This is a genomic window from Micromonospora tarensis, from assembly GCF_016803395.1.
GTDB classification, from domain to species: domain Bacteria; phylum Actinomycetota; class Actinomycetes; order Mycobacteriales; family Micromonosporaceae; genus Micromonospora; species Micromonospora tarensis.
Genome location: NZ_JAEVHL010000075.1, coordinates 1 through 25,749, shown reverse-complemented (window position 1 = coordinate 25,749; position 25,749 = coordinate 1). Strand labels below are relative to the sequence as shown.

At 72.3% G+C, this 25,749-nt stretch carries 21 protein-coding genes and 3 pseudogenes; 17 read left to right on the top strand and 7 right to left on the bottom strand.

Going from position 1 to position 25,749, the window contains the following annotated elements; translation table 11 throughout:
* Positions 1-24: 24 nt before the first annotated feature.
* Positions 25-2,094: a phosphate acetyltransferase gene (gene pta, locus JM949_RS16620; RefSeq protein WP_203149361.1), complete on the top strand. Its 2,070-nt coding sequence runs from the start codon at positions 25-27 to the stop codon at positions 2,092-2,094.
* Positions 2,091-3,206 (top strand): acetate/propionate family kinase, encoded by a 1,116-nt coding sequence (locus JM949_RS16615; RefSeq protein WP_203149360.1) that lies wholly within the window; start codon positions 2,091-2,093, stop codon positions 3,204-3,206. The genes pta and JM949_RS16615 overlap by 4 nt, the downstream gene beginning before the upstream one ends.
* A gap of 107 nt (positions 3,207-3,313) precedes the next feature.
* On the opposite strand, the gene JM949_RS16610 is transcribed toward JM949_RS16615, so the two are convergent.
* A complete protein-coding gene (locus JM949_RS16610) occupies positions 3,314-3,487 on the bottom strand; it encodes a hypothetical protein (RefSeq protein ID WP_203149359.1) in 174 nt (57 codons plus the stop codon).
* Between the two features lie 158 nt (positions 3,488-3,645).
* On the opposite strand from JM949_RS16610, the gene JM949_RS16605 reads away from it, so the two are divergent.
* Both JM949_RS16605 and JM949_RS16600 read left to right on the top strand, forming a co-directional pair.
* Positions 3,646-4,542 carry an alpha/beta hydrolase family protein gene (locus JM949_RS16605; RefSeq protein WP_203149358.1) on the top strand — a complete coding sequence of 299 codons (897 nt, stop codon included), beginning with the start codon at positions 3,646-3,648 and terminating at the stop codon, positions 4,540-4,542.
* 93 nt (positions 4,543-4,635) lie between these two features.
* Complete coding sequence (locus tag JM949_RS16600) at positions 4,636-5,601, top strand: alpha/beta hydrolase family protein (RefSeq protein WP_203149357.1); 966 nt, start codon at positions 4,636-4,638, stop codon at positions 5,599-5,601.
* A gap of 359 nt (positions 5,602-5,960) precedes the next feature.
* Here JM949_RS16600 and JM949_RS16595 read toward each other — a convergent pair.
* From JM949_RS16595 to JM949_RS16585, 3 genes and pseudogenes are all read right to left on the bottom strand, one after another.
* A pseudogene (locus tag JM949_RS16595) lies at positions 5,961-6,922 on the bottom strand (zinc-binding dehydrogenase).
* Positions 6,923-6,993: 71 nt separating this feature from the next.
* On the bottom strand, positions 6,994-8,172 hold the full coding sequence (locus JM949_RS16590) for an NAD(P)-dependent malic enzyme (protein WP_203149356.1): 1,179 nt from the start codon (positions 8,170-8,172) through the stop codon (positions 6,994-6,996).
* 144 nt (positions 8,173-8,316) lie between these two features.
* Positions 8,317-8,667 (bottom strand): S24/S26 family peptidase, encoded by a 351-nt coding sequence (locus JM949_RS16585; RefSeq protein WP_309232187.1) that lies wholly within the window; start codon positions 8,665-8,667, stop codon positions 8,317-8,319.
* A gap of 84 nt (positions 8,668-8,751) precedes the next feature.
* Here JM949_RS16585 and sodN point away from each other — a divergent pair, with 84 nt between their 5' ends.
* The 3 genes from sodN to JM949_RS16570 are packed head-to-tail and all read left to right on the top strand — an operon-like array spanning position 8,752 to position 10,114.
* Positions 8,752-9,156, top strand: coding sequence for a superoxide dismutase, Ni (gene sodN / locus JM949_RS16580; protein ID WP_203149355.1), 405 nt, complete (start codon positions 8,752-8,754; stop codon positions 9,154-9,156).
* Entirely contained in the window at positions 9,153-9,674 is a 522-nt protein-coding gene (locus JM949_RS16575) for a GNAT family N-acetyltransferase (RefSeq protein ID WP_203149354.1), read from the top strand. Before sodN ends, JM949_RS16575 begins: the two co-directional genes overlap by 4 nt.
* Before the next feature lie 32 nt (positions 9,675-9,706).
* Complete coding sequence (locus JM949_RS16570; RefSeq protein WP_203149353.1) at positions 9,707-10,114, top strand: ATP-binding protein; 408 nt, start codon at positions 9,707-9,709, stop codon at positions 10,112-10,114.
* Between the two features lie 24 nt (positions 10,115-10,138).
* Here the strand turns inward: JM949_RS16570 and JM949_RS16565 are convergent, their stop codons facing one another.
* The gene (locus JM949_RS16565) at positions 10,139-10,528 is read right to left on the bottom strand and encodes a hypothetical protein (RefSeq protein WP_203149352.1); all 390 of its coding nucleotides are present in this window, start codon (positions 10,526-10,528) and stop codon (positions 10,139-10,141) included.
* Positions 10,529-10,571: 43 nt separating this feature from the next.
* Between JM949_RS16565 and JM949_RS16560 the strand changes: the two are divergent.
* Positions 10,572-11,287 (top strand): annotated as a pseudogene (locus JM949_RS16560) (diacylglycerol/lipid kinase family protein); the annotation flags it as partial.
* A 42-nt stretch (positions 11,288-11,329) separates the two neighbouring features.
* Here JM949_RS16560 and JM949_RS16555 read toward each other — a convergent pair.
* Together JM949_RS16555 and JM949_RS16550 are read right to left on the bottom strand one after the other, a co-directional pair.
* Positions 11,330-12,004 (bottom strand): DUF305 domain-containing protein, encoded by a 675-nt coding sequence (locus tag JM949_RS16555; RefSeq protein ID WP_203149351.1) that lies wholly within the window; start codon positions 12,002-12,004, stop codon positions 11,330-11,332.
* Between the two features lie 8 nt (positions 12,005-12,012).
* Entirely contained in the window at positions 12,013-12,819 is an 807-nt protein-coding gene (locus tag JM949_RS16550) for a DUF3105 domain-containing protein (protein ID WP_203149350.1), read from the bottom strand.
* A 97-nt stretch (positions 12,820-12,916) separates the two neighbouring features.
* Here JM949_RS16550 and argS point away from each other — a divergent pair, with 97 nt between their 5' ends.
* The 9 genes and pseudogenes from argS to JM949_RS16505 form a co-directional block, all read left to right on the top strand.
* Positions 12,917-14,584, top strand: coding sequence for an arginine--tRNA ligase (gene argS / locus JM949_RS16545; protein ID WP_203149349.1), 1,668 nt, complete (start codon positions 12,917-12,919; stop codon positions 14,582-14,584).
* Between the two features lie 4 nt (positions 14,585-14,588).
* Entirely contained in the window at positions 14,589-15,974 is a 1,386-nt protein-coding gene (lysA, locus tag JM949_RS16540) for a diaminopimelate decarboxylase (protein ID WP_203149348.1), read from the top strand.
* 8 nt (positions 15,975-15,982) lie between these two features.
* The gene (locus JM949_RS16535; protein WP_203149362.1) at positions 15,983-17,290 is read left to right on the top strand and encodes a homoserine dehydrogenase; all 1,308 of its coding nucleotides are present in this window, start codon (positions 15,983-15,985) and stop codon (positions 17,288-17,290) included.
* A gap of 139 nt (positions 17,291-17,429) precedes the next feature.
* Complete coding sequence (gene thrC / locus JM949_RS16530) at positions 17,430-18,479, top strand: threonine synthase (protein WP_203149347.1); 1,050 nt, start codon at positions 17,430-17,432, stop codon at positions 18,477-18,479.
* A gap of 130 nt (positions 18,480-18,609) precedes the next feature.
* Positions 18,610-21,888, top strand: a complete 3,279-nt coding sequence (locus JM949_RS16525) for an efflux RND transporter permease subunit (protein WP_203149346.1) — start codon at positions 18,610-18,612, stop codon at positions 21,886-21,888.
* 145 nt (positions 21,889-22,033) lie between these two features.
* On the top strand, positions 22,034-22,852 hold the full coding sequence (locus JM949_RS16520; RefSeq protein WP_203149345.1) for a polysaccharide deacetylase family protein: 819 nt from the start codon (positions 22,034-22,036) through the stop codon (positions 22,850-22,852).
* An 11-nt stretch (positions 22,853-22,863) separates the two neighbouring features.
* Entirely contained in the window at positions 22,864-24,105 is a 1,242-nt protein-coding gene (locus JM949_RS16515) for an MFS transporter (protein WP_203149344.1), read from the top strand.
* Positions 24,106-24,169: 64 nt separating this feature from the next.
* The gene (gene thrB / locus JM949_RS16510) at positions 24,170-25,114 is read left to right on the top strand and encodes a homoserine kinase (protein ID WP_203149343.1); all 945 of its coding nucleotides are present in this window, start codon (positions 24,170-24,172) and stop codon (positions 25,112-25,114) included.
* A 297-nt stretch (positions 25,115-25,411) separates the two neighbouring features.
* Positions 25,412-25,749, top strand: a pseudogene (locus tag JM949_RS16505) (Rho termination factor N-terminal domain-containing protein); the annotation flags it as partial.

Below are 25,749 nucleotides of genomic sequence, written 5' to 3'. Positions count from 1 at the left end.
CTTGCGATCTTCTAGGGTGGGGTTGTGGCCCGAAGTGTGTATCTGACGAGCGTGGGGTCCGGCGGGGGGGAAGTCGACGATCGCCCTCGGGTTGCGGAGTTGCTGTCCCGCCAGGTCGGGCGGATCGGCGTGTTCCGGCCGTTGGTCGCCGACACCGGGCAGGACCCGATCCTCGCCCTGCTCAGCGAGCGCTACCGGGTCGAGGTGCCGCTGGCCGAGCTGGCCGGGGCGAGCTACGCCGAGGCTGCCGCGCTGGTTGCCGACGGCCGACGGGAGCAGCTGATCTCCGCCATCGTCGAGCGTTACCGGGCGGTGGAGCGGCAATGCCCGGCGGTGGTCGTGGTGGGCAGCGACTTCGACGACCCGGGCGACCCGGCCCGCCCCCGCGAACTGGCCTTCAACGCCCGGCTGGCCACCGAGTTCGGCAGCGTGGTGGTGCCGGTGGTGGACGGCTTCGAGCAGGAACCCGCGGCGGTCGCGGCGGCGATGCGGGGGGCGTACCACGATCTGGCCGACCTGGGCGCGACAGTGCTCGCGGTGATCGCCAACCGGGTGACCGAACCGATGACGCTGCCCGACCTGCCGGTTCCCGCGTACGCCATCCCGGAGGTGCCGAGCGTGTCGGCGCCGACGGTGGCCGAGGTGGCGGCGGCGCTCGGCACCACCCTGCTGGCCGGGGACGACGCCGCGCTCGGTCGGGACGTGCTGGACTTCGTGGTCGGCGCGGCGCATGTGCCGACCCTGCTGAGCCACCTCACCGACGGCGCTCTGGTGATCACCCCCGGGGACCGGGCCGACCTGCTCGTCGCCGCGAGCGCCGCGCACGTGGCCGGGCAGGTGTCGGTGGCCGGGCTGGTGCTCACCCTCGGCGAACAGCCCGACCCGAGGGTCATGCGGCTGGTCGAGGGGCTGAACACCGGGCTGGCGGTGCTCTCGGTACGCAGCGACAGCTACGACACGGTGGCCGCGTCCAGTCGCATCGAGGGGCGGCCCAGCGCCGCCAATCCGCGCAAGGTGGAGGCCGCGCTCGGCGCGTTCGAGCGCTGCGTCGACACCGACGACCTGGCCCGCCGGCTGCGGGTCAGCCGGTCGACGCGGGTCACCCCGCTGATGTTCGAGAACGAGCTGATCGACCGGGCCCGCTCGAAGCCCCGGCACCTGGTGCTGCCGGAGGGCACCGACGAGCGGATTCTGCGGGCGGCGGAGATCCTGCTGCGCCGCGGAGTAGTCGAGCTGACGGTGCTCGGCCGGCCGGACGACATCGCCCGCCGCACCCGTGAGCTGGGCATCGACCTCGGCGACGCGAACGTGGTCAACCCGGTCACCAGCGGGTGGCGCGACGACTTCGCCGCCGAGTACGCCCGGCTGCGCGCCCACCGGGGCGTCACCGTCGAGTTGGCGCACGACATCGTGGCGCAACCCAACTACTTCGGCACGCTGATGGTGGCCACCGGGCGGGCCGACGGCATGGTCTCCGGCGCGACGCACACCACCGCCGCGACCATCCGACCGGCGTTCGAGATCATCCGCACCCTGCCGGACGTCTCGGTGGCCTCCAGCGTCTTCTTCATGCTGCTCGCCGACCGGGTGCTGGTCTACGGCGACTGCGCGGTCAACCGCGACCCGGACGCGGCCCAGCTCGCCGACATCGCGATCTCGTCGGCCGACACCGCGGCCCGATTCGGCATCGAACCCCGGGTGGCCATGCTGTCGTACTCCACCGGCAGCTCCGGTGCCGGCGCGGACGTGGAGAAGGTCGCCGCGGCCACCGCGCTGGTCCGGGAGCGCCGACCCGACCTGCTGGTCGAGGGGCCGATCCAGTACGACGCGGCGATCGACCCGGCGGTGGCGGCGACGAAGTTGCCGGGCAGCCCGGTCGCCGGTCACGCCACGGTCTTCATCTTCCCGGACCTGAACACCGGCAACAACACGTACAAGGCGGTGCAGCGCTCCGCCGGTGCGGTCGCCGTCGGCCCGGTCATGCAGGGGCTACGTCGACCTGTGAACGATCTGTCCCGGGGGGCGGGAGTGCCGGACATCGTCAACACGGTGGCGATCACCGCCATCCAGGCAGCCACCGAGGAGGCGTCGTGAGTCGGGTGCTGGTGCTCAACTGCGGGTCGTCCTCGGTGAAGTGGCGCCGCTACGACGGTGAGCGGGCCCTCGACCACGGCACCGTCGAGCGCGTCGGTGAGCCCGGTGGCGGCCCGGCGGACCACACCGAGGCGGTCCGGCAGATCCTGGACGGGCTGGACCTGACCGGGCTGACGGCGGTCGGGCACCGGGTGGTGCACGGTGGCCGGACGTTCAGCGCACCGGTGCTGGTCGACGACGCGGTGTTGGCCGCGATCAGGGACCTGGTGCCGCTCGCCCCGCTGCACAACCCGGCCAACCTCGCCGGCATCGAGGTGGCTCGCGCGGCCCTGCCGGACATTCCGCAGGTCGCCGTCTTCGACACCGCGTTCCACCACACCCTGCCCGAGGCCGCCGCGACGTACGCGATCGACCGGGACACCGCCGAGCGGTACGCCATCCGTCGGTACGGCTTCCACGGCACCTCGCACGGGTACGTCTCCCGCCGCACCGCCGAACTGTTGGATCGCCCGTACCAGCAGCTCAACACGATCACCCTGCATCTGGGCAACGGGGCCAGCGCCTGCGCGGTGGCGAACGGTCGCAGCGTCGCCACCTCGATGGGCCTGTCGCCGTTGCAGGGGCTGGTGATGGGCACCCGCAGCGGCGACCTGGACCCGGCCGTCATCTTCCACCTGCGCCGGGAGGGTGGGCTGTCGGTTGACGACATCGACGACCTACTCAACCACCGCAGCGGGCTGCTCGGGTTGACCGGCGTCAACGACATGCGCGAGGTGCTCCAGCGCCGGGCGGCCGGCGACCCGGCGGCGGAGCTGGCCTTCGACGTGTACTGCCGACGCATCACCGGCTACGTCGGGGCCTACTACGCGCTGCTCGGCCGGCTCGACGCGATCGCCTTCACCGCCGGGGTCGGCGAACACGCGGCGCCGGTCCGGGCCGCCGCGCTGGCCGGCCTGGAGCGGTTCGGCATCGCCGTGGACGACACCCGCAACGACGGTGCCGGCGACCGGGTTATCTCACCCGAGGGCGCCGAGGTGAGCGTCTGCGTCATCCACACCGACGAGGAACGGGAGATCGCCCGGCAGACCCGGGAGGTGGTGGGCGCGGCCTGACGCCGCCCCGCACCTCGCCCGGATCAACCGGTCGCCGACCAGACGACCGGATCAACCGGTCGCCAGCCAGGCGCCCGGATCAGCTGGTCGCGAGCCAGGCGACGAGATCAGCTGGTCGCCAGCCAGGCGACGAGGGCCACCAGCACCACGACGACCACTGCTCCGACGATGATGACCGGCAGCCGGGAGGGGGCCTCCGTCGGCGCTGCGGCCTCCGGCGTCTGATTGAAGGCGCGGAACGCCTCGGTGTTGCCGCTGGGGTCCGTGTAGTTCTCAGGCATGCCGGTGACCCTAGCGAAGCTGGTCACCCGGCACCGTCCCCGGCCCACGGCGTCCCAACGGTAGGACCCGGCCGGCGGAGGTGACCCGACCGGGTGGCGGGCGCAGCCGAGCCGGACGGCGGGGCCGGTCCGCCCGCCCAGGCACCTACCGTGGAACGATGGGGGCGGGGCGGCTGAGCGCCGTACTGGTGACAGCGCTGCTGGCCGGCTGTTCGCCGGCCACGGCCGTGGCGGGTGAAGCAGCCGGGTCGGTGTCGGCGCGTCGAGCGCCCGAGGGGTCGTACGCCGTCGGCGTGCGTACGCTCACCCTCGATCCGCGCTCGGCGCGCCCGCTACCGGTGACGATCTGGTACCCGGCGTCGGCCGACGGGGTGGCGGCCGGACGCTTCCCGGTGGTGATCTACAGCCACGGGCTGGGCAGCCGGCCCGACCTGCACGCCGGGCTGACCACCCGCTGGGCGGCGGCCGGCTTCGTGGTGGCCGCGCCCGCGTACCCGCACACCCGGCAGGGTGCCGCGCACTTCACCCGAGCCGACGTACGCAACCAGCCCGCCGACGGGTGGCGGCTGATCCGGTACCTGGGCGGCCTCGACCGGGCCGGCGTCGATCCGCTCGCCAATCACCTCGACCTCACCTCGATCGCCGCCGCCGGACACTCGGCCGGCGGCTTCACCACCTCCGGCATGTTCAGCGAGGGACACCCGGCCCGGTTACGGGCCGGGATCGTGATCGCCGGCGGCGGGCTGCCGGGCAGCTTCGCGGGGCCGACCGCGCCGGTGCTCTTCGTGCACGGCACCGCTGACCCGGTGGTGCCGGTGACGGTCGGCCGGGCCGCGTACGCGCGTACTCCCGGGCCGGCCGTGTTCCTCAGTTTGCTCGGTCAGGATCACGGCCGGTACCTCACGCCGGGGCACCCGGGGTTCGGTCCGGTCCTCGCCACCACCACCGACTTCCTCCGCTGGGCCCTCTACGGCGACCCGGCGGCCGGTGCCCGGCTCCCCGCCGACGCCCGATCCCCCGCCCTGACCCGGTACGAGTCCCGCCCGGCCCAGTGACCCGAGCAGCCCGCGCGGATCGTTGGTGAGCGAAGCGGCACAGCCCGTCGATGCCCACCTGGCCGCTCCGTCGGGCAGGGCACAATCGGATTCATGTCGCCACGCGTCACCTCCGCCCTGCTCGCCAGCGCCGTGCTCCTGGCCGGTCTGGTCGGCTGCTCCGCGGACGCCCGGAAGGCCGAGAGCTGGCAGCCACCGGCCGAGCCGCAGCCCGCCGCCACGCCGACACCGCAGGTCCCCGCCGGGAAAGCCCCGCAGCGCACCTTCGCGGTCGGCGTACGCCAGCTCAAGCTGAACCGGGACGGCCGCGCGCTGCCGACGACGCTCTGGTACCCGGCGACCGGGGAGGCCGGCGGCGCGGCCAAGCGGTCCGCGACGGCGGCGGAGGGCCGGTTTCCGGTGGTGATGTTCAGCCACGGGCTGGGCGGCCGACCGGACGACTACGCCACGCTGCTGACCCGCTGGGCGGCGGCGGGCTTCGTGGTGGCCGCGCCGACGTTCCCGCACACCTCCCGGGGTGCCGACAACAACGTGCTCGACGTGCTCAACCAGCCGGCCGACGTGTCGTACGCGCTGGACCAGGTGTTGGCGTTGAACGCAAAGGCCGGCGAGGCGCTGCGCGGCCGGTTGGACGGTGAGCGGGTGGCCGCGGCCGGGCACTCGGCCGGCGGGGTGACCACCATCGGGCTCTTCACCGCCAGCCGGGACGAACGGCTGGACGCCGGCGTGGTGTTCGCGGGCACCGCGCTCGGGGTGGGCACCGCGTTCGCCGGCGCTGCCGCACCACAGCTGTTCGTGCACGGCGAGCTGGACGAGGTGATCGACTACGCGGCGGGCAAGGCCGCGTACGACAAGGTGCCGTGGCCGAAGGCGATGCTGAGCCTGCCCAAGGGCGACCACGGGCGGGCGCTGCTCAGCGACGGCGCCACGCTGCGGGTCGTGTCGGACACGTCCGTCGAGTTCCTCCGCTGGTCGCTCTACGGGGACGCGGCGGCGAAGAAGCGCATCCCCACCGACGCGACGCGCGGCGACATCGCCACCTTCGACGACCACCTCTGACCACGCCCGGCCAGTCGCGCCCGCTGCCCCGGGCCGCTCCGCTCCGCCCCGGGCCGCCCCGCCCCGGGCCGCATCAAGATCCGCGCAACATCAGGGATGTTGCTGCCTCAACGCGACCCGAGGCAGCAGTTTCCCTGTTGTTGCGCCGGGCAGGCGGAACGCGCCGCAGCCTGCCTGCCTGGCCGGCAGGACCGACCCAAGATCGCGCAATAACCGGGAAATAGTGGCCTCCCAGAACGGTCAGGCCACTATTTCTATGATGTTGCGCGATCTTGGGCGGGCGAGGGCGGGGCAGGGCGAGGGGCGAGGCGCGGGCGAGGGGCGAGGTGGGGCTGGCGATCCGCGAGCGCGGCGGAACGTCAGGCTGTGTGGTCGATGACGATCTTGCCGAAGGCCTCGCCGGAGTGCATTCTGGCGAAGGCGTCCTCGACCCGGCTGAAGCCCACCACGCTGTCCACCACCGGCCGCACCTCGTTGTCGGAACAGAACTCCAGCAGCTCGTACAGCTCACCGGGCGTCCCCATCGAGGTGCCCAGGATCTCCAGCTGCATCGCGAAGACCCGGCGCAGGTTGACCGCCGGCTCGTGCCCGGCGGTCGCGCCGGAGACCACGATCCGGGCCATCGGCGCGGCCGACTTCAGCGAGTGGTCGAAGGTGGCCGCGCGACCGTCTCGATCACCACGTCGACCCGTTCCGGCAGGCGGGCACCGGGTTCCAGGGCGGTGGCGCCGAGGGCCGAGATCCGGTCCCGCTTCACGGCGTCCCGGCTGGTCGCGTACACCCGCTTGCCCATCGCGACGGCGAGCGCGACGGCCGCGGTGGCCACGCCCCCGCCCGCGCCCTGCACCAGCACGCTGTCCGCGTCCGCGACGCGGCCCTTGGTGGTCAGCATCCGCCACGCGGTCAGCCAGGCCGTGGGCAGGCAGGCCGCGTCGGTCGCCGCCATGCCGTCGGGCAGCGGGACCAGGTTCGATCGGGGTACGGCGACCCGCTCGGCGAGCGTCCCGGGGAAGTGCTCGGAGAGGATGGAAACGCCGCGCGGGTCGCCCGGAGTGACGACCACCGGGTACACCACCACCGGGCGGCCCTCCGGGTCGTCCCCGACCGCGTCGCAACCGAGGATCATCGGCAGCTGCGCCTCGGTGAGACCCACCCCGCGCAACGACCAGAGGTCGTGGTGGTTGAGCGAGGTGGCCCGCACCCGCACGGTCACCCAGTCGTCGGCTGGCGGGGTCGGCTCGGGCCGCTCGCCGACGGTGAGCGCGGCGAGCGGTTCGGCGTCGTCGAAACGGGAGGCGAAGGCAGCACGCATGATCCGCACGGTAACAAGCTGAGCCCTCGTTAAGAAGCCTGCTGCGCCCAGGTCGGTCCGGCGTGCTCCGCCGGAACGGCCTACCGGCGGGCGACCCCGTCGCGGCGGGCGGCTTCGGCGACCGCCTCGGCGACGGCTGGCGCGACGCGTGGGTCGAGCGGGGACGGAACGATCGCGTCGGCGGTCAGCGACTCGACCACCACACCGGCGATGGCGTCCGCGGCGGCGACCTTCATCGCTTCGGTGATCCGGGTCGCGCCGGCGTCCAGCGCGCCGCGGAACACCCCGGGAAAGGCCAGCACGTTGTTGATCTGGTTGGGGTAGTCGCTGCGCCCGGTGGCGACCACCGCGACGTGCCGGGCGGCCACCTCGGGGTGCACCTCCGGGGTCGGGTTGGCCAGCGCGAACACGATTCCGCCGGGTGCCATGCCGGCCACCGCCGCCTCGGGGATCTGCCCACCGGAGACCCCGATCAGCACGTCCGCGCCGCGCAAGGCCTCGGTGATGTCGCCGTGCCGGCCGTCGGCGTTGGTGCTCGCCGCCAGCTCGGCCTTGGTGCCGGTCAACTCGGTGCGGTGTCGGCCGATGATTCCCTTGGAGTCGCAGACCACCACCTGGTCGGGGTTGACGCCCCCGGCGACCAGCATCTTCGTCACGGCCACCCCGGCCGCGCCCGCGCCGCTGACCGCCACCCGCAGGTCACCGAGCTTGCGGTTGAGCAGCGTCGCCGCGTTGCGCAGCGCGGCGAGCACCACGATCGCGGTGCCGTGCTGGTCGTCGTGGAAGACCGGGATGTCCAGCGCCTCGTCGAGCCGACGCTCGACCTCGAAGCAGCGCGGCGCGCTGATGTCCTCCAGGTTGATGCCGCCGAACGAGGGGGCCAGCGCCCGGACCACGGCGACGATCTCGTCCACGTCCTGGGTGTCCAGACACACCGGCACCGCGTCCACCCCGGCGAACTGCTTGAACAGCACCGCCTTGCCCTCCATCACCGGCAGCGCGGCGCGCGGGCCGATGTTGCCGAGACCGAGCACCGCCGAGCCGTCGGTGACCACCGCGACCGTGTGCGACACCCAGGTGTACTCGTCCACCAGGGCGGGGTCGGCGGCGATCGCCTCACACACCCGGGCCACCCCCGGGGTGTACGCCAGGGAGAGATCTTCCCGGCTGGTGAGCGGCACGGTCGAGGTGACGGCCATCTTGCCGCCGCGGTGCAGCAGGAAGACGGGATCAGCGGGGTCCACGGTGGACGAAGACATGGTGGTGACTCCAGGATCTGTCGAGCAGATGTGAGGCGGCGGGCCCGGCCGCGAGGTGGGCGGCGAGCGGTGGCACGCGGCGCGGGGGGTCACCCGGCACTTTCCGAGCATAGTGTCGACCCTCCCCCTCGGATGTGAGCAGGGTCATATCCGGCGGCGAGGCACCCGTCCGGGGCGGGGCCAGTAACGAGCCACCACCCTGGCCCGCACGTCGGCCACCCCGTACGCCCGGGAGTCGTCGGTGATCAGGTCGTTGTCGCCGCGCAGCCACCAGCCGCCTTCCTGCGGGCGGACCGCACGCTTCACCACCAGCAGCTCGGGCCGGCTGCGGAAGACCGCGACCACCACGTCCCCGGCTCGGATCGGGCGGCCGCCGGGGCGGACCAGCACCGCGTCGCCGTGCCGCAGGGTCGGCGCCATGGACGGACCGGTCACCAGGACGGCGGCCAGCGGCCCGCGCAACCGGGGGGCCTCAGCCGGGTGATCGGTGGTCACTGGTTTCACCTCCACCCGGTTCGGGGAGCACTCCCAGGAGTAATGTCGCCTTTGATCATCGCAAACTTCCCATGGAGGAATCCGATGCGACTTCCGCGCATCCTTGCGCCCCGCGTCACCGCGAGCGCTCACTGCGACCTGCCGTGCGGTGTCTACGACCCGGCTCAGGCCCGGATCGAGGCCGAATCGGTCAAAATGATCTGCGAGAAGTACCAGGCGAACACCGACCCGGAGTTCCGCACCCGCGCCATCATCATCAAGGAGCAGCGCGCCGAGCTGGTCAAGCACCACCTCTGGGTGCTCTGGACCGACTACTTCAAGGCCACCCACTTCGAGAAGTACCCGCAGCTGCACCAGCTGTTCAACGAGGCCACCAAGCTCGCCGGCGCCGGTGGCGTCAAGGGCAGCCTCGACCCGGCCACCGCCGACAAGCTGCTCGGGAAGATCGACGAGATCTCCAAGATCTTCTGGGAGACCAAGAAGGCGTGACCGCCCCGGTCATCCCGACGATCCGGCCGGCACGTCCCGAGGACGTGCCGGCCGTCGTCGCCATGGTGCACGACCTGGCCGAGTACGAGCGGGCCCCGGAGCAGTGCCACCTCACCACCGACCAGCTGGCCGCGGCCCTGTTCGGCAGCGCCCCGGCGCTCTTCGGCCACGTCGCGGTGGACCAGCACGACGAGCCGATCGGCTTCGCGCTGTGGTTCCTCAACTTCTCCACCTGGGCCGGCGTGCACGGCATCTACCTGGAGGACCTCTACGTCCGGCCGGCCGCCCGGGGCACCGGAGCGGGTCGGCTGCTGCTCGCCACCCTCGCCGACATCTGCGTACGACGCGGCTACCGGCGGCTGGAGTGGTCAATGCTCGACTGGAACCCGGCCGCCGGTTTCTACGCCTCGATCGGCGCGGAACAGGTGACCGAATGGGTTCCCTATCGGCTCAGCGGCGACGCGCTCCGCGAGCTGGCCGACCATGCCACCACCGCCGGCACGCGTCCCGACCACTGACCGGGTAGAGTCCCCGACCGGGGGGATGAGGCGTGACTCAACTGACTGGCCAACCAGTGACCGACGATGACGTGGTGCACCTCACGGTGCCCGCCGACGGCGGTTACCTGGGTGTGCTTCGCACCGCCACCGCCGGTCTCGCGGCCCGGTTGCAGTTCGCGCTCGACGAGATCGAGGATCTGCGGATCGCTGTCGACGAGGCGTGCGCGATGCTGCTCGCCATCGCCACCCGCGACGCCGAGCTGGAGTGCCGCTTCGCCGTCACCGAGGACGCGTTGACCATCGAGGTGACCGTGCCGACCGTCCGCGGTGCCACGCTGCCCGCCGAGTCGTCCTTCGCCTGGAAGGTGCTCACCGCGTTGACGAGCTCGGCATCCGCCACGGCCGCCGACGGTCGGGCCACGATCGCGCTGCTCACCCGCCGCTCCGCCGGCTACTGACCGGCGCGGCGCACGCCGACCCCGTCACTCGAAGCCGAGGGCACGGGTCGTCGGCGGGCTGATCAGCAGCCATGCCACGCTCAGGCCGAGCACCATCAACGGCACGCCCAGCCAGCCCAGCCCACCCTGGATCATGAACCACCCGATCGGCAGCAGCATGAGCTGGAGCACGATCGCGGGGGCCCGCGCGCCCGCCTGACGGCGCAGCAGCCCCCGGCCCAACGCCCAGAGCACGACCGCCGCCCCGATGGCGAACACGGTCACCAGCAACGCCGAGAGACGGTCGGTGCTGGTGGCGGTGAGATCGGCCCAGACCAGCCAGCCGGCGACCAGCCCGACGGCAGCCGCCTCCGCCCACAGCAGCCGGACCGCCCAGCGGAGCGTGACGGGAATCGGAGCCGAGTCGATGGTCACGCGCGCCACGATACCCGGGTCATCGAGAGGTACAGTGCCGCCCATGCGGGCCGTCCTGGTGGTCAATCCGAAGGCCACCACCACCAGCGAACGCAGCCGGGACGTGCTTGTCCGGGCGCTGCGCAGCGAAGTCGACCTCAGCGTGCGCTACACCCGCCGACGCGGGCACGCCACGGCGTTGGCCCGGGAGGCGGCCGCGGAAGGGGTCGACCTGGTTGTCACCCTGGGTGGTGACGGCACGGTGAACGAGGTGGTGAACGGTCTGATGACGGCCGAGCCGCCGGCTCGCGCCGACGCTGCCCCGATGGCGGAGCGACTGCCGGCGCTGGCGACCGTCCCCGGCGGCTCGACAAACGTGTTCGCCCGTGCGGTGGGTCTGCCCCGGGAGTGGCCGGAGGCGACCAGCATGATCCTGGAAGGGCTGCGGCTGGGCCGGAGCCGGACGGTGGGGCTCGGCCGCGCCGACGATCGCTACTTCACCTTCTGCGCCGGGTACGGTCTGGACGCCGCGGTGATCCACCGGGTGGAGCAGGCCCGGCGGAAGGGGCGGGTGTCCACGCCGTCGCTCTATCTGCGCTCGATCATGAGCCAGTACTTCTTCGCCTCGGACCGGCGGCACCCGGCGATCGTTCTGGAGCGTCCCGGCGAGCCGGCGGAGGCCGAGCTGGCGACCGTCATCATCCAGAACACGGCACCCTGGACGTACCTGGGCGACCGGGAGGTCAACCCGAACCCGAGCGCTCGTTCGATCTCGGGCTGGTGTGGCGGTGACGCAGGCCCGTTCGCCGGTCCCCGGTGGGGTCAGCCCTTGGCTGCCTGGGCTTGAAGCTGCCGGAGGTTGTTCAGCTCGGTCTGCTGGGTGGCTTTCATGGTCTGGGCCACCCGCACCACCTCGGCGTTGTCGGTCTCGTCGAGGGCCGCGTCGATCATGTGGATGCCGCCCAGGTGGTGGTTGTACATCAGGGTCAGGAACTGGCGGTCGATCTCGATGCCCCGAGCGTCGCGCAGGGCGGTCATCTGCGCCGGCGTGGCCATGCCCGGCATCAGGCCGTCCTTGACGGTGGCCCCGTCGGACATCCACGCCATCGGCGGTTTCGACCCGGTGGGGCTCAGCCCCCACTCGCGTAGCCAGGTCTGCATCGCGCCGATCTCGCCCTGCTGCCCGGTGGCGATGTCGACGGCGATCTGCCGCACCTCGGGGAGGGTGGCCGACCGGTACGCGATCAGGCTCATCTCCACCGCCTGCGCGTGGTGGGTCGTCATGTCCCGGGCGAAGCCCGCCTCGACCGACGCGTCACCGGGCCGGGTCAGGCGGGGAGTGAGCAGACCGCCGGCATACCCCAGAAGCAGGCCGACCACCAGCATGATGGCGAGGGTCAGCACGCCGTAGCGCGACGCCGGGGCCCGGCCGCCCTGGTCCGGGGCGGCCGGGAGGTCGTCGTCGTACTCGCTGTCGGTGGTTGCCGGAGCGGTCATTGCTGTCCTTACTGGGTGGGCGGCTGCTGCTGCTGCTGGAGCTCACGCGGCGTGGTGCCGGTGGCGGTGATGCCGGTGTTGCAGAGCGCCGTCGGACCCTCGACGGAGGCGTTCACCCGCAGGTCCTTGATGAACTCGTCGATCCGCGAGTCGTCGGCGTTGTCGACCTTGAGCTGGTAGCCCCACGCCTGGAGCGAGATCGGCTTGTCCAGGCCCTCGTACGGGCTCATCAGCATCTTCTCGACGCCGCGCACCTTGCCGGCGAGCTTGTCGACCTGGTCCTTCGGCAGGTCCGGCCGGTAGGTGATCCAGACCGCGCCGTGCTCCAGGCTGTGCACCGCGTGCTCGCTGGCGATCGGGGCGTCGTAGACGTCGCCCATGCAGTTCTGCCAGGCGGCGTTGTGCACCCCGCCCACCGGCGGCGAGTACTTGTAGGTGAGCGGGCCCGACTTGTGCGACTCGTACTTCAGGCTCTCGGGGTCGGACTTGCGGATGTTGGAGATGCCGTCGATGGCGTTGGCCCGCTTGTCCCACGGCTTGGAGCCCTGGAACGACGCCCAGGCGCCGTACCCGATGATGCCGGCCACGAGCACGCCCACCGCGACGAAGAGCGCGATCGGGCCCCACGCCCGGCCCTGGCTCACCTTGACCGGGGTGACCGGCTTGCGCGGGCCCTTGCCCCCGGCCCGGGGGGAACCCGCCGGCTTGCCGGAACCGGCCTTGGCGCCGGACGCCGGCCGGCCCGCGGCCGGCTTCTTGCCGGTGCTGACCACGGACGGGCGGCGCTCAGGGCCACCCGGGGTGCTGATGCTCATCGTGCCTCGTCAAGTCGGTCGGTCAGGGGAGTGGCGGGCCGGATGACGCGCAGGGGAGCCGCCGAGTGCCCGAGTCTACCCCCGATAACATGGTTGGGTGACTCCTGCAGAACTAGCCTCGGTCGTCCTTGCCGCCGCCCACGCCGTCTTCGAGCAGCGTGGGCTGGACCGCGCCGCGCTGCCGGCGAGCACTGTGGTGGAGCGACCGCGCAACCCCGAGCACGGCGACTACGCGTCGACGCTGGCTCTGCAGTTGAGCAAGAAGGTGGGTGTTCCGCCCCGGGAGCTCGCCGCCGCCCTGAGCGAGGAGCTGGGCCGGGCGTCGGGTGTCAAATCGGTGGAAATCGCCGGGCCGGGCTTCCTGAACATCCGGCTCGACGCGGCGGCCGCCGGTCAGCTCGCCCGGGTGATCGTCGAGGCCGGCGCGGAGTACGGCCGCAGCGAGCGGCTCGCCGGCGAGAAGATCAACCTGGAGTTCGTCTCGGCCAACCCGACCGGGCCGGTGCACATCGGCGGGGTCCGCTGGGCGGCCGTCGGTGACGCGCTGAGCCGGTTGCTGCGGGCCACCGGCGCCGAGGTCGGCACCGAGTACTACTTCAACGACGCCGGTTCGCAGATCGACAGGTTCGCCCGGTCGCTGCTCGCCGCCGCCAAGGGTGAGCCGGCGCCTCAGGACGGCTACGGCGGGGCGTACATCGCCGAGATCGCCGCCGAGGTGCGGGCCCGCCGGCCGGAGGTGCTGACCCTCGACGACGCCGCCGCCCAGGAGGTCTTCCGGGTCGAGGGCGTCGCGCTGATGTTCGACGAGATCCGCTCCTCGCTGCGCGACTTCGGGGTGGAGTTCGACACCTACTTCAACGAGAAGGACCTGCACGACCGGGGCGAGCTGGACCTGGCGTTGAACCGGCTGCGTCAGCAGGGGCACCTCTACGAGTCCGAGGGCGCCACCTGGCTGCGCACCACCGACTTCGGCGACGACAAGGACCGGGTGCTGCGCAAGTCCAACGGCGAGTGGACGTACTTCGCCGCGGACTGCGCCTACTACCTGGACAAGCGGGAGCGCGGCTTCGAGCGGGTCGTGATCATGCTGGGCGCCGACCACCACGGCTACATCGGCCGGATGAAGGCGATGGCGGCCTGCTTCGGCGACGACCCGGAGCGCAACCTGGAGATCCTCATCGGGCAGCTGGTCAACCTGCTGCGCGACGGCGCCCCGATGCGGATGAGCAAGCGGGCCGGCACCGTGATCACCCTGGAGGACCTGGTCGAGGCGATCGGCGTGGACGCCTCCCGGTACGCGCTGGCCCGCTACTCCAGCGACTCCCCGATCGACATCGACATCGAGCTGTGGACCCGGGCGACCCGCGACAACCCGGTCTACTACGTGCAGTACGTCGCCGCCCGGACGGCGGGCGTGGCCCGCAACGCCGCCGAGGTGGGGCTGCTGCCGGGCGACGCCGACGCCTTCCGGCCGGAGCTGCTCGACCACGAGAAGGAGAACGAGCTGCTCAAGGCGCTCGCCGAGTTCCCGGCGGTGGTCGCCACCGCAGCCGAGCTGCGCGAGCCGCACCGGGTGGCCCGCTACCTGGAGGAGAGCGTCGCCGCCTCCTACCACCGGTTCTACGACAACTGCCGGGTGCTGCCGCTGGGCGACGAGGAGGTCACGGACCTGCACCGGGCCCGGCTCTGGCTGAACAACGCCACCCGCACGGTGATCGCCAACGGCCTGCACCTGCTCGGGGTCTCCGCCCCCGAGAGGATGTGACGGCGTGCGCGCTCACGAGGCCGGTGCGCTGCACGGTGACATCGGCAGTCGGGGTCCGGCGTGGCTGCGTACCCCGGAGGACGTCAACGCCCTGACGCCGGCGCTGTGGCCGCGCAGCGTGACGCGCGGCGCCGACGGCGCGCTCGCCGTCGCGGGCCTGAGCGTCCGCGACATCGCGGCCGAGTTCGGCACCCCGGTGTACGTCTTGGACGAGGCCGACCTGCGGTCGCGCTGCCGCGACTTCCGGGCGGCCTTCCCGACCGAGGACGTCTACTACGCGGGCAAGGCGTTCCTCTGCCGGGCGGTGGTCCGGATGATCGCCGAGGAGGGCCTTTTCCTGGACGTCTGCACCGGTGGTGAGCTGGCCACCGCGCTCTCCGCCGGGATGCCGCCGGAGAAGATCGGCTTTCACGGCAACAACAAGTCGACCGCCGAGCTGAGCCGGGCGCTGGACGCCGGGGTGGGACGGATCATCGTCGACTCGGTCACCGAGATCGACCGGCTCACCGCGCTGGCCCGGGAGCGCGGGGTCCGCCCCCGGGTGCTGGTCCGGGTCACCGTCGGGGTGGAGGCGCACACCCACGAGTTCATCGCCACCGCCCACGAGGACCAGAAGTTCGGCTTCTCGCTGGCTGGCGGGGCCGCTGCCGCCGCCGCTTTCAAGATCCTCGACGAGGGCGTGCTGGAGCTGCGCGGCCTGCACTCGCACATCGGCTCGCAGATCTTCGACGCCAGCGGCTTCGAGGTGTCGGCCCGCCGGGTGCTCGCCCTCCAGGCGCAGATCCGCGACGCGCGCGGGGTGGAGCTTCCCGAGCTGGACCTGGGCGGCGGCTTCGGCATCGCGTACACCACCCAGGACACCCCGGCCACCCCGCAGGAGCTGGCCAAGCGGCTGCGCCGGATCGTCGACGCGGAGTGCGCGGCGGAGAACCTGTCCGTGCCCCGACTGTCCATCGAGCCGGGGCGGGCCATCGTCGGGCCTGCCGTGTTCACCCTCTACGAGGTCGGCACGGTCAAGGACCTCGACGGCATCCGGACGTACGTCAGCGTCGACGGCGGGATGAGCGACAACATCCGCACCGCCCTGTACGACGCGTCCTACTCGGCGACGTTGGCCTCCCGGGCCTCGGGCGCCCAGCCGTTGCTCGCCCGCGTGGTGGGAAAGCACTGTGAGTCCGGGGACATCGTGGTGAAGGATGAATTCCTGCCCGCCGACGTGCAGCCCGGAGATCTTGTCGCGGTGCCCGGGACCGGTGCGTACTGCCGGAGCATGGCCAGCAACTACAACCATGTGCCCAGGCCACCGGTGATCGCGGTGCGCGACGGTCTGGCACGCCTGATCGTCCGGCGGGAAACCGAAGAGGACCTGCTCGCTTTGGATGTGGGATGACGTCACCTGTGCGCTTGGCACTGCTCGGCTGCGGCACGGTCGGCCAGGAGGTGGTCCGGCTGCTGCACGAGCAGTCAGCCGACCTGGCCGCGCGGATCGGCGCTCCGCTGGAGATCGCCGGCATCGCCGTCCGTCGGCTCGGCCGCGACCGCGGTGACCTTCCGGTCGACGAGGAGCTGTTCACCACCGACGCGCTCGGCCTGATCAAGCGGGACGACGTGGATGTGGTGATCGAGGTGGTCGGCGGCATCGAGCCGGCCCGGAGCTGGCTGGTGGAGGCGCTGCACGCCGGCAAGAGCGTGGTCACCGCCAACAAGGCGCTGCTCGCGGAGGACGGCGTGGCGCTGCACGAGGCGGCCGCGGAGGGCGGCGGCGACCTCTACTACGAGGCGTCGGTGGCTGGGGCCATCCCGCTGCTGCGCCCGCTGCGCGAGTCACTGCACGGGGATCGGATCAACCGGGTCACCGGCATCGTCAACGGCACCACCAACTTCATCCTCTCCGCGATGGACGCGACCGGCGCCGGTTTCGCCGAGGCGCTGGACGAGGCCACCGCCCTGGGATACGCGGAGGCCGACCCGACCGCCGACATCGAGGGTTTCGACGCGGCGGCGAAGGCGGCGATTCTCGCCTCGCTGGCGTTCCACACCCGGGTCGGCGCGGCCGACGTGCACCGCGAGGGCATCACCGAGGTGACCGCGGCGGACGTGGCCAGCGCCCAGGCGATGGGCTGCACCATCAAACTGCTCTGCATCGCGGCCCGGGGAGTCGACCCGACCGGCCGGGAGACGGTGAGCGTCCGGGTGCACCCGGCGATGATCCCGCGCAGCCACCCGCTGGCCAGCGTCGGCGACGCGTTCAACGCGGTCTTCGTCGAGGCGGACGCCGCCGGGCAGCTGATGTTCTACGGTCAGGGCGCCGGTGGCGCGCCGACCGCCAGCGCGGTGCTCGGCGACGTGGTCGCGGTGTCCCGCAACCGGCTCGCCGGGGTGCGCGCGGCCAGTGAGAGCTCGTACGCGGACCTGGCCGTCCGGCCGATGGGCGAGGCGTTGACCCGCTACCACGTCAGCCTCGACGTGGCCGACCGCCCGGGTGTGTTGGCCTCGGTGGCGGGCGTGTTCGCCAGGCACGACGTGTCGATCGCGACGGTCCGGCAGGGCTCGGCCGGCGGGTCGCCGGGGCGCGACGGCGCCGAGCTGGTCATCGTCACGCACGTGGCACCGGACGCCGCGCTCGCCGCGACTGTCGACGAGCTGCGCGGCCTGGAGATCGTCCGGTCGGTGACCAGCGTGCTGCGGGTCGAGGGCGACGCCTGACTCGTTGCACCATCGATGGGGCGGCTCGCGCGTCCCGCCAGGTGGGTAAGCCGGGGTGTGCCAGCGGCCGTTCCGGCAGGTTGGTCCAAGGTGGCCGTGATGCTCGGGTCGACGCGGCGGTAGAGGCGAGGAGAGCGACATGTGGCGTGGTCTGATCGAGGCGTACCGGGATCGGCTGCCGGTCACCGCGGCCACGCCGGTCGTCACGCTGCACGAGGGGAACACCCCGCTGTTGCCGGCGCCGGTGTTGTCCGCCCGGATGGGCTGCGAGGTGTACCTCAAGGTGGAGGGCGCCAACCCGACCGGCTCCTTCAAGGACCGGGGGATGACAGTCGCCGTGTCCAAGGCGGTCGAGGCCGGCAACAAGGCCATCATCTGCGCCTCCACCGGCAACACCAGCGCGTCCGCCGCGGCGTACGCGGCTCGGGCCGGGATGACCTGCGCGGTGTTGGTGCCGCAGGGCAAGATCGCGTTGGGCAAGCTGGCCCAGGCGTTGGTGCACGGCGCGAAGCTGCTCCAGGTGAGTGGCAACTTCGACGACTGTCTGTCGCTCGCCGCGAAGCTGGCCCAGGACCACCCGGTCGCGTTGGTCAACTCGGTCAACATCGACCGGCTGCACGGCCAGAAGACCGCCGCCTTCGAGATCGTCGAGGCGCTCGGTGACGCGCCCGACATCCACTGCCTGCCGGTCGGCAACGCCGGCAACATCGCCGCCTACTGGATGGGCTACGCGGAGGAGTCGGCCGCCGGCGCCACCACCCGCAAGCCCAAGATGTACGGCTTCCAGGCCGCCGGTGCGGCACCGATCGTGACCGGCCAGGTGGTGCCGGAACCGTCGACCATCGCGACCGCGATCCGGATCGGCAACCCGGCGAGCTGGACCAAGGCGTTGGACGCCCGGGACGCCTCCGGCGGTCTGATCGCGTCGGTGACCGACCGGGAGATCCTGTCGGCGTACCGCCTGCTCGCCCGCGAGGTGGGGGTCTTCGTCGAGCTGGGCAGCGCGGCCAGCGTGGCCGGCCTGCTTCAGCAGGCGGCGGCCGGCGCGGTGCCGTCCGGGTCGACGGTGGTCTGCACGGTGACCGGTCACGGGTTGAAAGACCCGGAATGGGCGATCTCGACCGCCCCGGCGCCGTTGACCATCGCGAACGATCCGCTGGCTGCGGCGCGCGCCCTCGACCTGGCCTGAGCGAGCCGCCGCCCGGCGGCGGGCACGCGTCCGGTCGGACGGCGTGGGGGCGGCGGGGGTCGGAGGAGGCGAGTCCGGCACACTTTCGGGTATCCCCGCCCGCATTCTCGTTCAGGAGTGAGCCAGGCCGATGTCGCTGCTCGCCAGATTCAGCCTCGCCAACCGAGGGCTGATCGCCCTCATCGCGGTGGTGACCACGGTGTTCGGAGCGTTCGCCGTGCCGTCGCTGAAGCAGCAACTGCTGCCGTCGCTCGAGTTCCCGGCCGCGTTCATCGTGGCTCCCTATCCCGGTGCCGGGCCCGAGATCGTCGAGTCCCAGGTGACCGAGCCGATCGAGAACGCCCTCCAGGGCATCCCGGGGTTGGACAAGGTCACCTCCACCTCCCGCGAGGGGGCGGCCACCGTCCAGGTGACCTACGAGTTCGGCACCGACCTCGACGACGTCGTCAACAAGATGCAGACCGCGCTGAGCCGGATCGACGCGCAGCTGCCGGAGAGCGTCGACCCGCAGGTCATCGCCGGTAGCACCGACGACCTGCCGGCGGTGGTGCTGGCCGCAGCCGGCGGGGACGACCAGCGGGCGCTCGCCGAGAAGCTGCGCGCGACTGTGGTGCCGGAGCTGGAGGGCATCGAGGGCGTACGCACGGTCGAGGTGACCGGCACCCGCGACGACGTGGTGGTGGTCACCCCGGACCCGGCGAAGCTGGCCGCCGCCCGGATCCAGCCGACCGCGATCGGCGCGGCACTGAAGACCAACGGCGTGGCGGTCCCGGCCGGCGCGGTGACGGACGGTCCGCTGGCCCTGCCGGTGCAGGTCGGCACGCCGATCGCCACCGTGGAGGATCTGCGCGGCATCGTGATCTCCCCGGGGGCGACGCCTGTTCGGCTGGCCGACGTGGCGACGGTCGAGCAGCAGCTCGCTCCGGCCACGGCGATCACCCGGACCAACGGCAAGGACAGCCTCGGCATCGCGGTCACCGCGGCGCCGGACGGCAACGCCGTGCAGATCTCGCACGAGATCCGGGACCGGCTCGGCGACCTGAAGAACGCCTCCGGCGCGGAGTTGACAGTGGTCTTCGACCAGGCTCCGTTCGTCGAGAAGTCGATCGAGTCGCTGACCACCGAAGGGCTGCTCGGCCTGGTGATGGCGGTCATCGTCATCCTGGTCTTCCTGCTGTCGGTGCGCTCCACGGTGGTCACCGCGGTCTCCATCCCGCTCTCCGTGCTGGTCGCGCTGATCGCCCTGTGGATCGGTGACTACTCGCTCAACCTGCTCACCCTCGGCGCGCTGACCATCGCGGTCGGCCGGGTGGTGGACGACTCGATCGTGGTGTTGGAGAACATCAAACGACACCTCGAGTACGGCGAGGAGAAGCGGCACGCCATCATCACCGGCGTCCGTGAGGTGGCCGGTGCGGTGACCGCGTCCACCCTCACCACGGTGGCGGTGTTCGCGCCGATCGCGCTGGTCGGCGGGTTCGTGGGGCAGCTCTTCGCGCCGTTCGCGATCACCGTGACGGTGGCCCTGCTCGCCTCGCTGCTGGTGTCGCTGACGGTTATCCCGGTGCTCGCGTACTGGTTCCTCAAGCCGCGCGGCGGCACCGCCGACGACGAGGCGGTGCGGCGCGGCGCGGAGGAGAAGGAGCTGCGCAGCCCGTTGCAGCGGGCGTACCTGCCGGTGATCGGGTTCGCCACCGGCAAGCGGTCGCACCGTTGGATCACGGTGGGGCTCGGTCTGCTGGTGCTCTTCGGCACCTTCGGCCTGGCCCAGAAGCTGGAGACCAACTTCCTGGACGACTCCGGCCAGGACACCCTCAACATGAGCCAGGAGTTGCCGGCCGGCAGTGGCCTGGCGGCGACCGACGCGGCGGCCAAGCAGGTCGAGTCGGTGCTGTCCGGCACGAAGGGCGTCGAGACGTACCAGGTGACCGCCGGCAGTGGGGACAACCCGTGGGCGGGCGGCGGCGGCAACAACGTCGCCAGCTGGTCCCTGGCGCTCGACGGCGACACCGACGCGAAGCAGATGCGCGAGGTGCTGCGCAAGGAGTTCGACAAGCTCGGCACCGCCGTGGGCGAGATCAGCTTCGGTGGCGGGCAGGAGGCGTCGACCAGCCAGCTGGAGGTGATCGTCCAGGCCAGCGACCCGGAGGCGCTGACCCAGGCCGCCGAGCAGGCGCGGGCGGCGATGGCCGGCGTCCCGGATGTCGAGGACGTCTCCACCAGCCTGGCCGCCCGGGTGCCCCGGGTCGACGTGACTGTCGACCGGGTCGCCGCCGGGCGGGCCGGGCTCACCGAGGCCGCCGTCGGGCAGCTCGTCTCGCAGGCGTTCCGGGGAGCGCCGCTGGGTCAGGTCGCGCTCGACGGCCAGCAGCAGAACGTGGTGCTGCGGCTGGGCACGCAGCCGCCGATGACGGTGGAGGAGCTGCGGGCGCTGCCGGTGGGTCCGGTGAAGCTGGACGACATCGCGGACGTCACGCAGGGCGAGGGGCCGCAGCAGGTCACCCGGATCGACGGTGAGCGCAGCGTGTCGGTCACCGGCGCGGCGACCGGGTCGAACCTGGGCGCGACCACCAAGGAGTTGCAGAAGCGGCTGGACGGCATCAACGTGCCGGGTGCCACCTTCACCATCGGTGGCGTCAGCGCGGATCAGGCGGACGCCTTCGCGGACCTGGGCCTGGCGGTGCTGGCCGCGATCGCGATCGTCTTCCTGATCATGGTGGCCACGTTCCGCAGTCTCACCCAGGCGCTGATCCTGCTCATCTCGATCCCGTTCGCCGCGACCGGTGCCATCGGCCTGCTGTTGATCACCGGAACGCCGCTCGGTGTGCCGGCGTTGATCGGTGTGCTGATGCTGGTCGGCATCGTGGTGACCAACGCGATCGTGCTGCTCGACCTGGTCAACCAGTACCGGGCGCGGGGCATGGGGGTCCGGGAGGCGGTGGTCGAAGGTGGCCGACGCCGGCTGCGCCCCATCCTGATGACGGCGGTGGCGACGATCTTCGCGCTGCTGCCGATGGCGCTCGGGTTGACCGGTGAGGGCGGCTTCATCTCCCAGCCGCTGGCGGTCGTGGTGATCGGTGGTCTGCTCAGCTCGACGCTGCTCACGCTGATCCTGGTGCCGACGCTCTACGCGATGGTGGAACACACCAAGGAGTCGCTGCGGGGCCGGCGCGCTCGGCGGCGCTCCGGCGAGCCGGCGGCGACCGGGCCGGAGACCGACGAGGTGGCCGCCCCGAACCAGGTCGCGGTGCCGAGCGGCGCGCCTGCTCCGGCTGCCGCCGGCGCTCCGCAGCCGGGCGGGCGACCCGCGCCGTCGGCCGCTCTGGTGGAGGGCACGGACCAGTTCGAGGTGCTGCGGCTGCCCCGTAGCCGTACCTCCCCGCTGCCCCCGACGGAGCCGACCGAATAGGTCGGATCACATCTCGGCGCGCCCCCGGCAGGATCCTGCGGGGCGCGCCCGCTTCGCTGGGGGAAATACTCCGACCCGACTGAGCCACACCTTGTGTAACTTCTTGCATACTCCTGGTAGGCAGGTGGGGTGAAGCGGGGCGCCGATGACCGAGCACGCGCGGGGCTGGGGGCGACGCGCCCTGTTGCGTCGCGGTCTGCTCGTCGTCGGTGGCGCGGTCATCGGCGCGGGCACGTCCGAGGCGTGGTGGAGCACCCATCGCCGCACGCCGATCGCCGGCGGCCCGGCCAGCGCCACCTACGGCAACGGCCGCCAGGGGGTCGGCTCCGGCGCGCTGGAGGTGGTCTGGTCCGGACCAGCCACCGGACGCCTGGTGGCTCTCACCTTCGACGACGGCCCGGCCCCACAGTGGACCCCGATGGTGCTCGACACCCTGGCCCGGCACCGGGTCCCGGCCACCTTCTTCATGGTCGGGGAGCAGGTCCGTCGGCACGCCGAGGTCGTCCAGGGCCGGCTCACCGGGCACGAGGTGGGCAACCACAGCTGGCAGCACCGGGACCTGGCCGAGTTGGACGCCGTCGAGGCCTACGACGACCTGCGCCGCAGTCACGACGCGATCGCCGAGGTGACCGGGAGGTCGCCCCTGCTGTTCCGCCCGCCGTACGGTCACCTGGGTGGGGCGGTGCTGCACGGGGCGACCCGGTTGGACTATCGGCTGGTGCTCTGGTCGCTGCAGATGGTGGAGCGTGAGTTCCCCGACGATCCGGCCGGTCACGCCCAGCGGATCGTGGCCCGTGTCCGACCGGGAACGATAGTGCTCGGCCACGACGTGGGGGCGCGTCGACGGTTGGTCGCACTGCGTGGTCTGCCCGACATGATCAACGGGCTCCGGTCGCGCGGTTACACCTTCGTCACCGTCTCGACGCTGCTGGGAGCGGGTGTAGCCCCGACAGTGACCAGGTAGGGTCCCGCTGCGTGACGTCCACCCTCTCGGTCCTGACCGGCAACCGGAGTTTCCGCAATCTGTTCCTCGCCGAACTGGTGGTCTTCGGTGCCGACTGGTTCGTCATGGTGCCCCTGCTGGTGCTGCTGCCGCAGTTGACCGGCAGCGGGGTGTGGGGCGCGCTGGTGCTGGCGGTGGACACCGGCGTGGTGGCGTTGCTGCTGCCGTACACCGGCACGATCGCCGACCGGTTCGACCGTCGGAAGATCATGATCGCGGCGAACGTGGCCGCGCTGGCGGGGGTGCTGCTGCTGCTCGGCGTGCGCGCCGGAACGGCGTGGTTGGCGCTGGTGGCGATCGGGGTGGTGGCGGTCGCCAAGGCCTTCTACTCGCCGGCCGCCCAGGCGGCGCTGCCCAACGTGCTGGAGCCGCACGAGCTGGCCGCCGGAAACGCCGTCGCCGGGTCGGCCTGGGGCACCATGACCGTGGTCGGCGCCTCACTCGGCGGCGTGCTCAGCACCGCCGCCGGCCCGTACGCCTGCTTCTGGGTGGCGGCGGTGGGCCTGGCGCTGGCGGCGGGCCTCGCCACCCGGATCCGTCGGCCGTTGCAGGCACCGCGGGACACCGACCGACCAGCCCAGCGGACCTGGTCGGCCGTCGGGGAGGCGCTCGGCTACATCGGTCACCGCCCCCGGGTGCTCGCGCTGGTCACCGTGAAGTCGGCGGTGGGTCTGGGCAACGGCGTGCTGACCGTCTTTCCGTTGCTGGCCGGCGTGTACGGGGTGGGCCCGCTCGGCGCCGGCCTGCTCTTCGCGGTGCGCGGGGCCGGGGCGTTGGTGGGGCCGATCCTGATGCGTCGGGTGCTGACCAACCGGGCCTGGCTGCTGCCCGGGCTCGCGCTGTCCATGTCGCTCTACGGACTGTCCTACCTCGGCACCTCGGTGGTGCGCTGGTTTCCGCTGGTGCTGCTGCTGGTCTTCGTGGCGCACTTCGCCGGTGGCAGCAACTGGGTGATGTCGAACTTCGCCCTCCAGGGTGAGGTGCCGGACCGGTTGCGCGGGCGGGTCTTCGCCACCGACATGATGCTCGCGACGCTGGCCATCTCGGTGAGCCAGCTGGCGGTCGCCCTGGTGGTGGACGCGGTGGACGAGCGGGTGGTGCTCGCCGGCTGCGGGCTGGTCACCCTGGTGTACGCGGTCGGCTGGCGGATCGCCACCCGGCGGCTCTCGCTCACCGACCCGGTCGCCGAGCCGGTGCCGGACCCGGCCGGCTGAACTCGACGGTCCCAGGCTGCGGGCTCGAAACCAGACTGTCGCCGCCGAGCCCTAGCATGAGCGCGTGCCGACGAACTTCACCGCCGGGCCGGTCCGGGTCCGGACGCCCGCGACCAGCGCCAACCTGGGCCCGGGCTTCGACGCGCTGGGCCTCGCCCTCGGGCTCTACGACGACGTGGCCGCCGAGGTCGCGCCCGGTGGCGTCCGGGTGACGGTGACCGGGCAGGGGGCCGGTGAGCTGCCCGACGACGACCGGCACCTGGTGGTGCGGTCCATGCGCGCCGCGTTCGACAGGCTCGGCGGCCACCCCGACGGGCTGCGGGTGGAGTGCGTCAACCGGATCCCGCAGGCGCGCGGGCTGGGCTCCTCGTCCGCCGCGATCGTCGCCGGGGTGCTGCTGGCCCGAGCCCTCGTCGTCGATGGGGAGCACCGCCTCGACGACGACGCCGCGCTCCGGCTGGCCGCCGAGATCGAGGGCCACCCCGACAACGTGGCGCCGTGCCTGCTGGGCGGCTTCACAGTGGCCTGGTCCGAGCCGGGCGGCGCCCGGGCCGTCTCCCTGCCGGTCGCCGACGCGGTGCGGTCCACCGTCTTCGTCCCGGCGGAACGCGGATTGACCGCGACCGCGCGGGCGGCTCTGCCGGCCACCGTGCCGCACGGCGACGCCGCGTTGACCGCCGGGCGGGCGGCACTGCTGGTGCACGCGCTCACGGCGGACCCGACCCTGCTGTTGCCGGCCACCGTCGACCGGCTCCACCAGGATTATCGCGCGGCCGGGATGCCCGGCACATTTTCCCTGGTCAGCGCGTTGCGAGCGGCGGGTGTGGCGGCTGTGGTCAGTGGGGCCGGGCCGACTGTGCTGGCGCTCAGCGAGCCTCCAGCGGCCTTCCCAGTGGGAACAGACTGGCAGATCTGGCAGTTACCGATAGACGTCAGCGGCGCCCGGGTCGCCCGGGGTAGACTTGGACACGCCGAGCGGGACCCTGTTGCCGCAGGTCGGAAGAGTTGATTACGCTCTAGACCTAGCACAGCCGCGAAGCACGCGATCTCCTGCGGGGCGGCGCACCCCCGAAGCTCTCGGCGGTCAGCCCGTCCACCCCTGCCAAAGGCCCACGCCGCACCGCAGTTTCCACAGGTCGCCGCAGACGGCGAGACCTGCTCACCGACGTTGGTGAGTCGGGATACCGACCGGCTGCTGTGTCACAGACTCCCGCGACGCGTCCTTGCGAGGCGGGTGCACCGAGGCCGCCCGGCCACCTGAGTTCCGACTCCGGGCAGTCCCGGCCTTATCGAGGGAAGGAATCCATTGAGCGACACCACCGACGTGACGTCGGATGTTTCCAACGTCGCTGGCGATGCCACCGCCGCCGCTCCCGCCCGTCGTCGGCGTAGCGGCACCGGTCTGTCGGCGATGCTGCTGCCAGAGCTGCAGAGCCTGGCTGCGTCGCTCGGCATCTCCGGCACGGCTCGCATGCGCAAGGGCGAGCTGATCGCCGCGATCTCCGAGCGGCAGGGCGGCAACGCCGCCGGGACCCCTCGACCGCCGCGCCGAGGTCGCGGCCGCGGCCGCGCCGACCCGTGAGGGGGTGCGCGCCGACGTGCGGGAGACCGCCGACCGGCCGGCAGCGGAAGGACGCAGCGCCG